Source organism: Gordonia phthalatica (genome assembly GCF_001305675.1).
In the GTDB taxonomy this organism is placed as follows: Bacteria; Actinomycetota; Actinomycetes; order Mycobacteriales; family Mycobacteriaceae; genus Gordonia; species Gordonia phthalatica.
In genome coordinates, this window is the sequence record NZ_CP011853.1 from 1,174,731 (window position 1) to 1,189,505 (window position 14,775).

13 protein-coding genes are annotated in these 14,775 nt (G+C 64.8%); 10 read left to right on the forward strand and 3 right to left on the reverse strand.

Going from position 1 to position 14,775, the window contains the following annotated elements; all coding sequences use genetic code 11:
* The first annotated feature begins 59 nt into the window (after nucleotides 1-59).
* The 3 genes from ctaD (at nucleotide 60) to ACH46_RS05490 (ending at nucleotide 4,061) form a co-directional block, all read left to right on the forward strand.
* Nucleotides 60-1,778 carry an aa3-type cytochrome oxidase subunit I gene (gene ctaD / locus ACH46_RS05480; RefSeq protein WP_062395011.1) on the forward strand — a complete coding sequence of 573 codons (1,719 nt, stop codon included), beginning with the start codon at nucleotides 60-62 and terminating at the stop codon, nucleotides 1,776-1,778.
* Between the two features lie 388 nt (nucleotides 1,779-2,166).
* Nucleotides 2,167-2,928, forward strand: coding sequence for a helix-turn-helix transcriptional regulator (locus ACH46_RS05485; protein WP_157851012.1), 762 nt, complete (start codon nucleotides 2,167-2,169; stop codon nucleotides 2,926-2,928).
* Between the two features lie 143 nt (nucleotides 2,929-3,071).
* Complete coding sequence (locus tag ACH46_RS05490; protein ID WP_062392030.1) at nucleotides 3,072-4,061, forward strand: LysR family transcriptional regulator; 990 nt, start codon at nucleotides 3,072-3,074, stop codon at nucleotides 4,059-4,061.
* Here the strand turns inward: ACH46_RS05490 and ACH46_RS05495 are convergent.
* Complete coding sequence (locus tag ACH46_RS05495; RefSeq protein WP_062392031.1) at nucleotides 4,036-4,332, reverse strand: hypothetical protein; 297 nt, start codon at nucleotides 4,330-4,332, stop codon at nucleotides 4,036-4,038. The two genes, ACH46_RS05490 and ACH46_RS05495, sit on opposite strands and share 26 nt — an antisense overlap.
* Before the next feature lie 333 nt (nucleotides 4,333-4,665).
* On the opposite strand from ACH46_RS05495, the gene serB reads away from it, so the two are divergent.
* The 7 genes from serB to ACH46_RS05530 all read left to right on the forward strand — a co-directional run bounded on the left by serB (nucleotide 4,666) and on the right by ACH46_RS05530 (nucleotide 11,654).
* On the forward strand, nucleotides 4,666-5,883 hold the full coding sequence (gene serB / locus ACH46_RS05500; RefSeq protein ID WP_062392032.1) for a phosphoserine phosphatase SerB: 1,218 nt from the start codon (nucleotides 4,666-4,668) through the stop codon (nucleotides 5,881-5,883).
* Between the two features lie 2 nt (nucleotides 5,884-5,885).
* Entirely contained in the window at nucleotides 5,886-6,617 is a 732-nt protein-coding gene (locus ACH46_RS05505) for an aminoacyl-tRNA hydrolase (RefSeq protein ID WP_062392033.1), read from the forward strand.
* A gap of 290 nt (nucleotides 6,618-6,907) precedes the next feature.
* Nucleotides 6,908-7,861: a LysR family transcriptional regulator gene (locus ACH46_RS05510; protein WP_226995774.1), complete on the forward strand. Its 954-nt coding sequence runs from the start codon at nucleotides 6,908-6,910 to the stop codon at nucleotides 7,859-7,861.
* 248 nt (nucleotides 7,862-8,109) lie between these two features.
* Nucleotides 8,110-8,976, forward strand: coding sequence for an ABC transporter substrate-binding protein (locus tag ACH46_RS05515; protein WP_226995775.1), 867 nt, complete (start codon nucleotides 8,110-8,112; stop codon nucleotides 8,974-8,976).
* A 13-nt stretch (nucleotides 8,977-8,989) separates the two neighbouring features.
* Entirely contained in the window at nucleotides 8,990-9,961 is a 972-nt protein-coding gene (locus ACH46_RS05520) for an alpha/beta hydrolase family protein (RefSeq protein WP_062395013.1), read from the forward strand.
* Between the two features lie 384 nt (nucleotides 9,962-10,345).
* The gene (locus ACH46_RS05525; RefSeq protein WP_335334166.1) at nucleotides 10,346-11,344 is read left to right on the forward strand and encodes a polysaccharide deacetylase family protein; all 999 of its coding nucleotides are present in this window, start codon (nucleotides 10,346-10,348) and stop codon (nucleotides 11,342-11,344) included.
* Between the two features lie 52 nt (nucleotides 11,345-11,396).
* Complete coding sequence (locus ACH46_RS05530; RefSeq protein WP_062392035.1) at nucleotides 11,397-11,654, forward strand: DUF4190 domain-containing protein; 258 nt, start codon at nucleotides 11,397-11,399, stop codon at nucleotides 11,652-11,654.
* A gap of 136 nt (nucleotides 11,655-11,790) precedes the next feature.
* On the opposite strand, the gene ACH46_RS05535 is transcribed toward ACH46_RS05530, so the two are convergent.
* Together ACH46_RS05535 and ACH46_RS05540 are read right to left on the reverse strand one after the other, a co-directional pair.
* Entirely contained in the window at nucleotides 11,791-13,089 is a 1,299-nt protein-coding gene (locus ACH46_RS05535; protein ID WP_226995776.1) for an alpha/beta hydrolase, read from the reverse strand.
* Between the two features lie 256 nt (nucleotides 13,090-13,345).
* Nucleotides 13,346-14,749: an alanine--tRNA ligase-related protein gene (locus tag ACH46_RS05540; protein ID WP_062392037.1), complete on the reverse strand. Its 1,404-nt coding sequence runs from the start codon at nucleotides 14,747-14,749 to the stop codon at nucleotides 13,346-13,348.
* Nucleotides 14,750-14,775: the final 26 nt, after the last annotated feature.

Genomic DNA, 14,775 nt, shown 5'->3' on the forward strand with positions numbered 1-14,775 from the left:
GCAGCGAGTTTGGGCCGTGAGGCCCGGTGCCCACCAGCGGCGCCGAGGAGGAGGAATCTGTGACCGCGGTAGACCAACCGACGACCAGAGTGGAGGCTGAGCGGCCGTATCCGGCTCGCGTCCAGCCCAAGGGGTCGTTCTTCTACAAGCTCATCACGACGACCGATCACAAATTGATCGGTCAGATGTACATCGCCACGTGTATCGCCTTCTTCATGATCGGCGGACTCATGGCGCTGCTCATGCGTGCCGAGCTGACCATGCCGGGACTGCAGTTCTTGTCGAACGAGCAGTTCAACCAGCTGTTCACCATGCACGGCACGGTGATGCTGCTGATGTACGCGACTCCGATCGTGATCGGTTTCGCCAACTTCGTCCTGCCCCTGCAGATCGGTTCGCCCGACGTCGCCTTCCCGCGACTGAACGCCATGGGCTACTGGCTCTTCCTGTTCGGCAACCTGGTCGCGCTGGGTGGCTTCCTCACCCCGGGTGGCGCTGCCGACTTCGGCTGGACCGCCTACACCCCGCTGACTGACGCGGTTCACGCGCCGGGCATGGGCGCCGACCTGTGGATCATGGGTCTGGGCGTCGCCGGCCTCGGCACCATCCTCGGCGCAGTCAACATGATCACCACCGTCGTGTGCCTCCGCGCACCGGGCATGACCATGTTCCGCATGCCGATCTTCACCTGGAACATCCTGGTGACCAGCATCCTGATCCTGCTGATCTTCCCGCTGCTGACCGCAGCGCTGCTGGGCCTGGAGGTGGACCGCCAGTTCGGTGCTCACCTGTACGACCCCGCCAACGGCGGCGTCATCCTCTGGCAGCACCTGTTCTGGTTCTTCGGTCACCCCGAGGTCTACGTCATCGCCATCCCGTTCTTCGGCATCGTGTCCGAGGTCTTCCCGGTCTTCTCGCGGAAGCCCACCTTCGGTTACTCGGGCCTGGTCTACGCGACCCTCGCGATCGCCGCTCTGTCCGTGGCCGTCTGGGCGCACCACATGTACGTCACCGGTTCCATCCTGCTGCCGTTCTTCTCGTTCATGACGTTCCTGATCGCAGTGCCGACGGGCGTGAAGTTCTTCAACTGGATCGGCACCATGTGGAAGGGCCGAATAACTTTCGAGACCCCGATGCTGTTCGCCATCGGCTTCATCGTGACCTTCCTCTTCGGTGGTCTGACCGGTGTTCTGCTCGCCAGCCCGCCGCTCGACTTCCACGTCTCGGACACCTACTTCGTCGTGGCTCACTTCCACTACGTCCTGTTCGGCACCATCGTGTTCGCCACCTTCTCGGGCATCTACTTCTGGTTCCCGAAGATGACCGGACGCATGCTCGACGAGACCCTCGGCAAGTGGCACTTCTGGCTGACCTTCATCGGTTTCCACACCACCTTCCTGGTCCAGCACTGGCTCGGTAACGAGGGCATGCCGCGTCGCTACGCCGACTACCTCCCGTCGGACGGCTTCACGGAGCTGAACGTGGTCTCCACGATCGGCGCCTTCACGCTGGGTCTGTCGCTCCTGCCGTTCACCTGGAACGTGTTCAAGAGCTACCGCTACGGCGAGGTCGTCACGGTCGACGACCCGTGGGGCTTCGGCAACGCACTCGAGTGGGCCACCAGCTGCCCGCCGCCGCGCCACAACTTCACGGAGCTGCCGCGCATCCGTTCCGAGCGTCCGGCGTTCGAGTTGCACTACCCGCACATGGTGGAGCGCATGCGTTCCGAAGCCCATGTCGGATGGGGCAGCGACAAGCACGACCCCGCGAACGTTTAATCGTTCCAACGAAGCCAGGCCCGCCCGAGTTCTCCTCGGGCGGGCCTGGTTTCGTGTTCCGTGAGGCGAGTCGGGCGAAATGAACAATCGGTCTGGTAGTGAGTACAAGTGAGAATTGTTTGACATCACCGCTTCGCGCGACCAATCATGAGATTCTCGGCTGTGAACACGACGAGGCTGGCAGCAGCCACTGACCAGGCGATTCGGACAGGAGCAAGGCTGATGTGGTCGTTTCGACACGGAGATGAGCGCACGCGTCGACGCGGTCGATCCGTGGTTCCGTCGGCGGGGAGTTCGGGGCACGGCGCCGGTGTCTGAGTGCGTCGCCCGCGTCCCCGAGCCCGCGGTCGGAGGGTCTGCCCGGAGGAGCGGCATCACTCTCACGACGGTGCGTGAAGCGCCTTCGAACAGCTTGTCGTGGGAGTTCGACAGCGCCGACCACACGATCTTGGTGTGGCGGCGAGGAACGGCCAAGCACAAGGAGACGTATTCGGCCAATCGCTGTCATCGTCTCGATCTTCGGCAGAGCAGCGTGTGGGTGATCCCGGCGGAGTCGCACTCGTTCGCATCGGCACGCGACACGTCCGCTGTCGAGTTCCACCAGTTGTCCTTGGATCCGAGCCTCGTCGGTTCCGGCGAGTTGCGGTCGGTGATCTCCCAGCGGGATCCCGTCCTGCACGGGCTGCTCGACCGGATCGCGAGCACATCCGGGCGCAGCGACACGGTCGCCGGCCTGCTTCGTGATTCGCTCTTCGACGCGACGCGTCTGCACGTCCTCGACGCCTATGGAGTTCGTCGTGAACCTCGCCGGATCGGACGGCGTTCGTTCGATCGGGGCACGCGGCAGAAGCTGACCGAGTTCCTGCACGACGGGTTGGACCGCGAGATCACCCTCGAAGCGATGGCCGAGATCTCCGGCATGTCGGTGAGAAGTTTCCGCCAGTCGTTCTCCGCAGAATACGGAACGACACCGCATCAGTATCTGCTCGATGTGCGGATTGGCAGGGCGAAAGATCTGCTGACCACGACGGCGCTTTCGGTCGCTGAGATCGGTGCCCTCGTCGGTTTCGGTCGGCCGAGTCATTTCGCAGCGACGTTCAAGAGTCGCGTTGGTGTTTCTCCGACGCAGTTCCGCGTCCAGCAGGGCTGATCGCGATCCGCCGACGACCTTCTGGAAAATGCCGCTGCTTTCGTAATCGTCTCGTCGCAGTGACGATTCTCAATCGCTGAGACATACCATCTGCACCGCAGACGAATTCGTCTCTATTCATCTGACAGTGGAGAGGGAGTGGGATGATGTCGACGCGACTGGACAGGAGTCCCACGTCGGGACCCGGTCGAGAGACGGTCGACATCGGTCTCGATGATCGCGCACGACGTCACCCCTTGGATCTGCGGCGGCTCGAGCAGTTCGTCACCGTCGTCGAGGTCGGGTCGCTGACCGATGCCGCGACGGAACTCGGAGTCACGCAGCAGGCATTGTCGGCTGCGATCCGGACGCTCGAGAAGCAACTGTGCGTGACGCTGTTCGTTCGTACACGCGGCATGCAGCCGTCTGCTGCCGGCATTCGGCTGTACGAGGCCGCGCAGGCTCTGCTCGCGGGCGCGAGCAGAACGGTGAGAGACGTGCAGGCGGCGGCGCGAGGACATGCGGCCGCGTTGTCCATCGGGTACACCCCGGCGATGAAGGCGATCCACGCTTACGACCTGGTCGCCGAGCTCGTTCCCCGCGACGTGCCGCTCGAACTGATCCGCGTGGAGTCGACTGCGATCCGGGAGCAGATGGCGGCCGGCGACGTCGACATCGCCTTCTGTCACGACGCCCTCCCTCCGGAGGGCCTGGCAGGCAAGCTCGTCGGGGTCCTGCCGATCAACGTCGCACTCCGCACCGAAGACGCGGCTCGCATCGGTCGGGACCGCGTGGGATTGTCCGACCTCGCAGGTCTGACGATGATCCGCTGCCGATCCGACGGCGAGTCGGTGGATCCGGGGCGCGTGCTGGCGAGATGCCGGGAGTTGGGATTCGATCCCGACGTCGAGAACATTCGCTGCCTCGGGTTGGAAGCCGTTTCGATGCCGTTGGCGACGACGCAGGGCTTCGCCTTCGTCTCGGACGAGGTCGGAGTCTACTTCCGCGGTCGCGTCACTGTGGTCGGCCTACGGGACGAGATCGTCCTGCCGGTTCAAGCGGTCTGGCTTCGGGAGTCCGTGCAGGGCCTGGCCGTCGACGTGATCACGTCGCTGCGATCGGCCGTCGCTACACCGTCATCAGATCTGAGATGAGATAGTCGGACGACCGCCAAGCCAGGGCGACGGCACCGATGACCGCGCCGAGTGTGGCACGTATTCCTCCGGAGAATCGGCGGGCCTCCGCGACCCCCGCAGACAGCAGGTAATGAGCCCGGACGGCCAGTGCGACGGCGGCCACCGCGAGCAGGATCCAGAAGAACGGAAGAATCGTGCTCAGGATTGCGGTCCCCACCGACCAGTTCGCGAGTTGATCGGGACGCAACGGGTCCAATCTGTCGGTCGGGATCTGCGAATCGTCAAGCACGGTGGGAGTGATCCTTCATTGTTTCGACGCTCATCGCGATCACTGTCGGCGATGGACTCTGCTGATTCAGGATATTTTTCTTTCTCGCGGTAATCCAACAATGAGGAATTGTCGCAGTACGCATTTCGAAAGACGTGTCGGTCTTTTCGATGGTCCGCTCACCCGGGGACCCGGAAAGCGGTTCTCGGCTCGGGTCGGCGTGTGGAATCGACGCCGGCCCGGGCATCTGCGATCCGGTTGCAGACGCGGCGACGGTCGTCGACCTGACGTCCGGATCCGGGCGGCGGCGAACCCGGTGCGGCGGACGTTCCCTTCAGGCTCCATAATTCAAGGGTGGAGAAACGCACCATTCTGATCACTGTCAGCGGCTCGGACCGGCCCGGCGTCACGTCGTCGCTGATGGGCGCGCTCGCCGCAGCGGGAGTCGACCTTCTCGATGTCGAGCAGGTCGTCATTCACAATCACCTGACGCTCGGTGTGCTGGTCTCGACCACCGGCTCGGCCGCCGCCGTCCTCGATGCCGTCGACATGCCGATGCGGGCGCGCGGCATGTCCGTCGAGCTCGTCGTCGATGCGGTCGGCAACGGACGCACCGTCTCGTCGCACGCCATCGTCATCCTCGGCTCGCCGATCTCCGCGGAGTCGTTCCAGGCGGTCGCCGCAGAGGTGGCGGGCTGCGGCGGGAACATTGACACCATCCGCGGAGTGGCCGACTATCCGCTGACCGGTCTGGAACTGATGGTGACCGTCGACGACACCGCGACCGCCGACACCGCGCTGCGCGCGGGACTGGTCACCGTGGCATCACGGTTCCCGATCGACATCGCGGTCGACCGCGGCGGACTCGGTCGACGCGCCAAGCGCGCCATCGTCTTCGATGTGGACTCCACCCTCATCCAGGGCGAGGTCATCGAGATGCTCGCAGCGAAGGCCGGTCGCGAGGCCGAGGTGGCGGCGGTGACGGAAGCCGCGATGCGCGGCGAACTCGACTTCGCCGAATCCCTGCATCAGCGCGTCGAGGCGCTCGCGGGCCTGGACGTGTCCGTGATCGACCGCGTCGCAGAGTCCATCGAACTGACGCCCGGCGCGCGCACCACGATCAGGACGCTCAACCGCCTCGGCTACCACTGCGGCCTGGTCTCGGGTGGCTTCGTCCAGGTGATCGAGCCGCTCGCCCGCGAGCTCGACATCAAGTTCGTCCGCGCCAACACTCTCGAGATCGTCGACGGCAAGCTGACCGGCAGGGTGATCGGTGAGGTCGTCGATCGCCCCGGCAAGGCGCGATCGCTGCGGTCGTTCGCCGAGCACGTCGGCGTCCCGATGGAGCACACCGTGGCCGTGGGCGACGGCGCCAACGACATCGACATGCTGTCCGCGGCAGGCATGGGCATCGCGTTCAACGCGAAGCCCGCGCTGCGCGAGGTCGCCGACACCACACTCGACCACCCCTTCCTGGATGCGGTCCTGTTCATGCTCGGCGTGACCCGGGACGAGATCGAGGCCGCTGACATCGAGGATGGCAGCCTGCGGCGCGTTCCGTTGGACTCCTGACCGTGTTCGACGACGTCTATCGTCGTCTCGTCGGCTATGTCGGCGGTGGCGAGGATCCTGCGGATCGTGACGATGTGCTGGCCATGCAGATGGTGGTGCGCATCGAGAAGGCCGCGCCGCCGGAGCGGCGGGCGCTGCTGATCGCCGCCGCGCAGGCGGCTGTGCTGGTCTGTCTGGATCCGCGGGCGGAGAGCGGGGGACCGTGGGCCGCCGGGCTCGATGCGTGGTGCGACGCCCGAATTCGCAAGATCGCGCGACGCGCGCGCGGCAAGCAGTGGAACGACGTCCAGGGCCTGTGGGGCGTCACCGCAGAGGTCGACGGAGCGCAGGCGCGTGCATTCGTCCCCGGTCGTGTCGGGGACGTCGATCACCGAGTCACCAGACTTCAGATCGGTGGCACGGACGTCGACGGCGTGCTTCCCACCGATTCCCCTGTGGGCGATCGCGATGGATTGTGCCTGTGGCTCAACCCGGACCTCGAGATGTCGGTGGGTAAGACGGCCGCACAGGTCGGGCACGCGTCGATGCTGGGCGTCGGGCTGTTCTCGCTCGCCTCGGCGCGGGCGTGGTACGAGTCGGGTTGCTCGGTGGACGTTCGACGCGCCGATTCCGAACGGTGGGCACGGCTCGTCGGCGAGGCGGACGCGGGGACGGCCGCCGCCGTCCGGGATGCCGGCTTCACCGAGATCGCTCCGGGGTCGATGACCGTGATCGCCGAACGCACCCGCGTCTGACGGTCGGACCACTCGTCGACCAGTCGCACCACTTGTGTCTCCCGCACTCAGTCGCGACCGAGTGCCGGAGACACAACTGGTGCGACCCAGCGCGACACCATCAAGATTCATGTCAACCCTATAGAAGAATTTGGGCCATCGCATTAGTGACGCCCTGCTTTCGGAGTAACTCTGTGTTTGTGGAGTTTCGCGATTCATTGGTTATAGTCGCGGTAAAGCGTAGCTAAAGGTTGCGATCAAGGCTGTTCAACAAATGGTTTTTGTTGAATCACAAATTGATGAGGAGTCAGGTGGCTGGATCAATGGCCTCGGATGCGGTGAAAGGGCTGGTCGATCTTCGCCGGCTTCAACAATTCGTCGCGGTGGTCGAGGCGGGGTCCCTGACCGACGCGGCCGCAGAACTTCACCAGAGTCAACAAGCGCTGTCGGTGGCGATCAAGAGTCTGGAGGAACAGGTCGGTGCGCGGCTGTTCGAACGCACCCGAGGGATGCGGCCGTCGGCGGCGGGTCTGCGGTTGTACGAGTCGGCCACCGTGCTGCTGGCCGGCGCCGAACGGATCGTGCCGGATGTCCGCCGATCGATGTCCGGCGACGAGGAAGTCGTTCGGGTCGGGTACACGCCGTCGATCACGTCGGTCGAGGTCTTCGATCTGGTCACCGGAGCGCTGCCGGACCGGTCGTCGGTTCATGTGAAGCGAATGTTCCCCGACGAGATGACCGCGGCGCTGTACAGCGGGGAGATCGACCTCGCGTTCCGGCGTGACCTGGCGAAACCCGAGGGGCTGACCGGTGGAGTGGTGGCCTTCGACCGCATGAATGTCGCGGTGGTCGCGGGCTCGGCGGTTGCGCAGTCCCAGCCGGTGTCGATGGCGGATCTGGTCGACCTGTCGATGATCCTGTGGGCGCCCGAGTCGGTGTCGCGCTACTCGTCGTACCTGGTCGACCACTTCCGGCATGCCGGATATGAGCCCGACACCGTGATCTGCCGGTTCCAGGGATTCGCGGCCGAATCGGCGCCGCTCGCCGTACCGGACGGATTCGCGATGGTGACCGCTGAGCCGGGCGTCTACTACGGCGGGCGGATCGTCGTCGTCGCGCTCCGGGAGGAGATCAAGTGCCCCATCGTGGCTCTGGCGTTGCCGACGACGACGGGTGCGGCCCGCGAAGTACTGGCAGCGCTCGGCGATGATGCGCGCCGTCGCCGTTTGCGTGCCGACCACTGCGTCGACCATGGCATGCATTGACTGTTGAATTCTGTCCAGACCGTCAATCGAATAACGAATACCGACACGCGGACAATCGTCGATTGTTCGGTCTCAAAAGGCCGTTGTTTGATGTTCTCCGAAGACCCGGGTTTGATATGACTCATTAAAGGGCGTGCCAAGGCGTGATAGATGCTCAGATCGATGCCGACGTCCCTGACTATTCGAATCATCAGCACGAGTGAGGAGTTTCAATGCGCTGTCATCGGAGAGGTGGGTGGATCGCGGGCGTGAGTGCGGCGCTCGCTGTGGTTCTGGCTACGTCCGCGTGCGCGACCGACGATGCGACCACCACCGAATCGGTCACGCCGTCCGAGACGGCGACGCTGGACGTCGCGGCGCTCAAGGCGCAACTGCCGGATCGGGTCCTCACCTCGGGGACGCTCACGGTTGCGACCAATGCTCCGTTCGCGCCGATGGAGTTCCGTCGCGGCAAGGACCTGGTCGGCTTCGACGTCGACCTCGTGAACGCGATCGGAGAGGCACTCGGCATCAAGGTCGACATCAAGCAGGTCGACTTCCCCAAGCTGGTGCCCGAGGTCTCGGCGGGCACCTACGACATGGGCATGCGCGGTCTGTTCGACACCAAGGAGCGTGAGAAGCAGGTCGACATGGTCACCTACTTCCGCGCCGGTACGCAGTGGGCGCGCCGCGTCGGCACCGATGCGGATCCGTACAACGCCTGCGGCAAGAAGGTGGGGGCCGAGGTCGCGACCACTCAGCTGACGATGGAGCTCCCCGCGAAGAGTCAGGCCTGCGAGGTCGTCGGCGAGAAGAAGATCGACATCGTCACCTATCCCTCGGAGACCGCGGCGATGGAGGGTCTCATGCGCGGCGAGGTGGACGCGGTGTCGGCCGACTCACCCGTGACGCTGTACGCGTCGCAGCAGTCCAAGGGCAAGCTCGAACCCACCGGGCACGCCTTCGACACGCTTCCCTACAGCTTCCCGGTCGCCAAGGGCTCATCGCTCGGCCCGGTGCTCCAGAAGGTCGTCGAACACTTCATCAACAGCGGGAAGTTGGCCTCCATCGCCAAGAAGTGGGGCCTCGAACGCGGCGTCGTCAAGAAATCGTCCATCAATGCAGCAATCAACTAGGAAAGGCATGTCCATGCGTAAGGCAGTGACTGCCGCCGTCGCGACGTCGTTGCTCCTCGCACTCGGCGCGTGCACGAATGACTCGGACTCCGGCGCCGCGCCCACCGACTCGGCGGCCGTGGCCGCCGACCCGGGTAAGGCTGCAGGGGATTTCGCCAAGGTGACCGCGTCGACCAACGTCGATGCGAAGCGTTACCTCTACCCGACGACGACCGGCGACCGAGACGACGACCAGAACTGGGCGGACCTCTTCCTGCCGCCCGGCGCGCACGATGCGGGAGAGATCCCGCTGGTCGTCTTGATCCATGGCGGCGCGTGGAAGTCGGAGATCGGCGCGGACGTGTTCGTCACCTTCGCGCGGCGCCTGGCGGAGCGCGGCCTCGCGGTCTACAACGTCGAATACCGTCGAGTCGGCGCGGGCGGCGGTTGGCCGACGACCTTCGCCGACGTCGCAGCAGCCCTCGACTTCATCCCCAACGTCAAGAAGGCAGTGCCGTCGCTCAACATCGACGACGTGGTCGTGGCGGGGCACTCGGCGGGAGGCCAGCTCTCGATGTGGGCGGGCACGCGTCACAAGCTGAAGAACGACGACGTCGGCTCGAAGCCGAAGTTCCAGCCGAAGCGAGTGATCTCGCTGTCCGGCCCGATCGACATGCGGACCGCTGTTCGGATGGGCGACAAGAACATCGTTGAAGCGCTCTCCGGCACCCCCGATGAGGTCCCCGAACGCTACGCCGAGGTGGACCCGATTCAGAACATCGATCCGTCGATCCCGGTGATCGCGATGAACGGGGACAAGGACCACATCGTGCCTGCGGTGCTGAGCCAGAACTACGTGCGGGAGGCGAAGGCCAAAGGTGCGAAGGCCGACATGGTCCTTATGCGCGGCATCAACCACGTGCAGATCGTGGACCCGGGCAATCCGCAATTCGTGACGGTGCTGGAGACGATCAGTCGCTCCGCACACGACGCGGCTCAGGACTGACCGGCCGGACAGACAACCGAACAGATCGACGGGGGCGTCGGGTCGCATCCGCAAGCGGTTGCGGCGCGACGCCCGTCGCTGTCATCCCATCACCCTTTCCCTCTCCGGTGAGCGTGCGTCGCCCGCATCGGAGCGACTTTCAAACTTTGGAGAACTGTGCGTCGTCATGCTTCCTGGAACCGGGGACACTCGAATTCGCCTCCGCGAGGCAGGCGGTTCATCCGCCTCGGAGCGCTTCTGCTGGCACTGATTGCCGCACTGCCGTTCGTCGCGGGATGCGGGCGGAACTCCTCGGCGGCCGCGGAGGTCGAGCAGACGGCGAGTGCCGTCGCGAGTTCGACGGTCGCGCCGCCGCCGATCGTTCGCAAGAAGTCGAACGTGCCGATGACGAAACTGATGCCGGGGGAGAAACCGCCGCAGTTCATCCTGTTCTCCTTCGACGGCGTGGGCGTGAGCAAGAACTGGGACGAGTTCCTCAAGGCCGCCGACGAGACCGACTCACGGTTCACCGCATTGATGACCGGACTGTACTTCCTCACCGACAAGGCGAAGCGTCGCTATCGCGGCCCCGGTCATCTGCCGGGTGAATCCGCATTGGCCTTCGGCGGGACGAAAGCTGAAGTGAAGGAGGAGATCTCCTACCTGAACCGCACCTGGTACGACGGCCACGAGATGGGCACCCACTACGTCGGACACTTCTGCGCCGGAACCAAGTATCCGGGCAAGAGCTGGTCGAGCAAGGACTGGTCGCACGAACTCGACCAGTTCTTCTCCCTCATGAACAACTGGCGGCGCAACACCGGAATCACCGACGGCCCCGACCTCGCGTTCGGACCCGACGTAGTCAAGGGCGGGCGGACGCAGTGCCTGGAAGGCAGCCCCGCGACCCTCTTCCCGGCGCTGCGCAAACACGGGATGACGTGGGATTCGTCGATGCCCGCGGACAAGCCGGGCATCTTCTGGCCGTCGAAGTCGCGAGTCAACGGAATCTGGGAGTTCCCGATCCCGTACGTCTACTCGCCGGCGCTGAAGGCCAATCAAACGGCGCTCGACTACAACTTCTGGTTCACGTTCAACGGTGCGAAGAACGCCCCGAAGAGTGCTCCGAAGATCCGTCGGATCGTCGAGCAGACCTACGAGTACATGTACAAGCGTGCGTTCGAGGGCAACCGTGCGCCCATCGTGATCGCGAATCACTTCAACGAGTGGAGCGGGAACGCCTTCAATCCGGCGACCTACGACTTCATGCGTGCGGTGTGCGGCAAGCCGGAGACCATCTGTGCGACGTACCAAGACGTCATCGCCTGGATGGAGCTGCAAGATCCGCAGGTGCTCGCAGACCTTCAGAAACTGGCTCCGGTCGCGACCGGACCTAACAAGTAGCTGCCACCGGGCCGCTATCCGACAATCCGAAATGGAGAATCAAATGTCAGCCATGAACAATCCTGCGCCGACCCAGCAGAAGAGCACGACCGCGCTGGTCGCGCTGATCCTGTCGATCGTCTCGTTCGTCGTGTTCCCGTTCATCCTGTCGATCGCGGGGCTGGTCGTCGGCTACCGCGCGAAGAAGGAGATCGCGGCCTCGGGTGGACGCCTCTCGGGCGGGGAGCAGGCCAAGTGGGCGGTGATCCTCGGGTGGATCTCGTTGATCTGGGGAATCATCGCCATCATCTACCTGGCCACCACCTTGTGACGGGCGACCACCGGAGGCCTCGCTGAGAGGCCGAGCTTCGAGGGGTTCATCTGATCGCCGCAGGACTGCTGTTCCCGCGGCGATCAGTTGTCTTCAGGGCACTTCTTCAGTGCACTGCGGGCGGTATTCCGTCGGCTCACTTGATGCCGAGCTGCGCGGCCAGCCACGGGAGCTCCTGCTGGAGTCCGGTGCGCCAGACCGCGAAGGTGTGTCCTCCGGGAATGATCTTCATCTCCACGCGCATACCGGACGCTCGCGCGGCCGCGTAGACCCGTTCCAGGCCGGGCCGGTAGTCCCGATCATCGGCGCCGACGACGAAGACGCCTGTGACGTTCGGGAACTTCTGCCTGGCCATGATGTCCATGGGATTGACCTTCCGAAAGGCCTCCACGCTGCCGCCGAACAGGGTGTCCACGGTCCGCTGCCGTCCCCCGAGGGTGGGTTCGAGCTGCCCCGACATGTTGAGGAACACGCGGTACGAGTTCGGGTGATTCGTGACCAGCTGCAGCGAACACGTGCCGCCGTAGCTGAGGCCGCCCACCGCCCAGTGTGCGCGGTCCGTGGCGACGGTGAGTTCACGCGCGGCCCAGTTCTGCAGGTCCGTGGTGAGGTAGGTCGAGACGTTTCCCTCCGGGGAGTCGACACACGCCGGGTTGTCCCACTCGGTGCCCGTGCCGTCGGCGACCACCACGACCGGGGCCACGCCGCCGTGGTCTTTCGCGAACGCGTCCATGATCGACGGCATCCGGACGCTGCGGATCCAGTCGCTCGGCGAACCGGGTTGGCCGGCCAGCAGCACCAGGACGGGAAGTCGAGGTCTCGGGTTGGCGGAGTACGCGGGCGGGAAGTAGACGATCGCCGGGCGGGCCTGGAATCCGGAGGCGGTCGCCGGGATCGGCATCGACGCGACGCGGCCGCTCGACGGAAGGGAGGTGGTCGGATGCCATTCGGAGAGATCGACGATCTTCACCCCGTCGGGACCGAACTCGCCTTGCGTGGCTTCGTCGACGTCGCCGGTGTCGAACAGCGACTCGACAGTGGGGTAGGCGTCGAATTCACGATTGACTCCGTTCGCCGACGCGGCCACGACGGCGATGGTCGCGCACACGGTCACCACGCGCGCGCCGGCCGTCGACGACGCGAGCAGACGAGGCACCAGCAGCACGACCGCGAAGACTCCGAGCGCTATCCAGGCGCGCGTCGCACGGGGGATCGGTTCGGGGAGGATCGAGAGTCCGACGAGGACGCTGTTCGTCGACAGGTAGGTGACCGCCGCGCACCCGGCGGCGGCGGCGATCGCGATCGCATACCTGCGTCGGAACACGGCGACGAGCCAGACCGTCGCGGCGAGGGCGATGACGACGATGGCGACGGGCACCCACCCGGACGTGATGGGAATACCGGCATCCGCGAGATCCTGAAACCGAGAAATCACAATGGGCTCTCACAATCCGTCCCGCACAAATAGAAGAATCGCTGGAGAATAGATATTCTCCAGCGATTCTCAGTGGAGGACATACGAATCGAACGTATCGAAGGCACCCCATCCGGCGCATCCCCCTCGTGCCGAGTGGGCTGCCAATGACTTTACGGAGTGAATTCGTGAAATGCAATCCGAGTGACTGCATCCAATGAAATTTGTACGCGATTCACAATGGTTTGTTTTTGTTAGTCGTAGCAATTCACGACGATCACGTGCCGAGAGTGCTCGACGCCCTCGACATCTGACGCTGACGTTCCATCGCGGTGTCGAAGTCGGCGCGCCATCCGGCCAAGAGATCGACGCCGAGTCGATTGGCCTCCTCGGCGGCGAGCTCGACGGGGAATCCGAACCGCTCGTACAGCGTGAAGAGGTCGGCGCCGCTCAAGGGGCGCGATTCCTTTCCGAGCCGACGCAATTCGCGGAGGCCCTTCCCCAGGGTGCGCCGGAACTGACGCTCCTCTTTGGCCAACACCCCGAGGATCTCGGTCCGCGCGGCGTCGAGGGTCGGATACGCGGCCGCGTACGCGTCGATCGCGGCGTCGGCGACCGACTCGAGCGTGCCGTCGAAGCACTCGATGGCGTGCGCGAAGCGGATCGCACGTCGCAGGAGGCGGCGGAGCACGTACCCGTGTTCCTTGCCGGAGGGGCGCACCCCGTCGGCGATGAGGAAGACCGCGCCCCGAACATGGTCGGCGATCACTCGCATCGCCTCGGTGTCGTCGTCGTAGGCGCGCCCGCTGAGCTCCTCGATCCTGGACACGATGGGTGCCAGGGTTCCGACGCGATAGACGTCCGGACTGTCGATCGCGGCGGCGGCGATGCGTTCGAGTCCGCCACCGAAGTCGACATTCCGGCGCGGGAGCGGGCTCAGTCCGTTCTCGGTGCGCTGAAACTGCATGAAGACGGAGTTGCCGATCTCCAGGTACTGGCCGCCGTCGGAATTGGGATGGGGATGCTCGCCGTAGGACTTGTCGTGCTCTACCTGCGGGAAGTAATAGAAGATCTCCGTGTCTGGCCCTCCCGGGTCGCCGACCGGCATGGTCTCCGGACCGCCGCCGCGCGACCACCAGTTCTTGTCCCGGTAGCCGCAGATCCGGGCCCCTCCGCTGCCCTCGGCGTTCCCGCGCTCCTCGGTGACGAGGTCGATGCGGTCGGTGCTGACGCCGGCGGCGGAGAACAACTCGTGCCACACCTGCGCGCTCTCGTCGTCCGGCGAGATCTCGAGCGACTGGTCTCCGGAGTAGACGCTGACGTACATCCGAGCGGGGTCGAGGCCGACCTTGTTCACGAGGAAGTCCCACGCGAACCGGATCTGCTCGTCCTTGAAGTAGCCGCCGAGGCTCCAGTTGCCCAGCATCTCGAAGAATGTGGTGTGTCGGTTGTCGCCGACTTCTTCGATGTCCTGCGACCTCAGGCACGGCTGGACGTCGACCAGTCGGTCGCCCGCCGGATGGTCGGCGCCGAGCAGGTAGGGGAGGAGCGGTTGCATGCCGCTGCCGGTGAAGAGGGTCGTCGCATCGTCGTTGAGGACGAGCGGTGCGCGATCGATGATCTGGTGCCCGTGTTCGGTGAAGTGGTCGAGATAGAGCTGCCTGATCTGATTGATGTCCATTCGAATTGCTCCTGGAATCGAGGTTT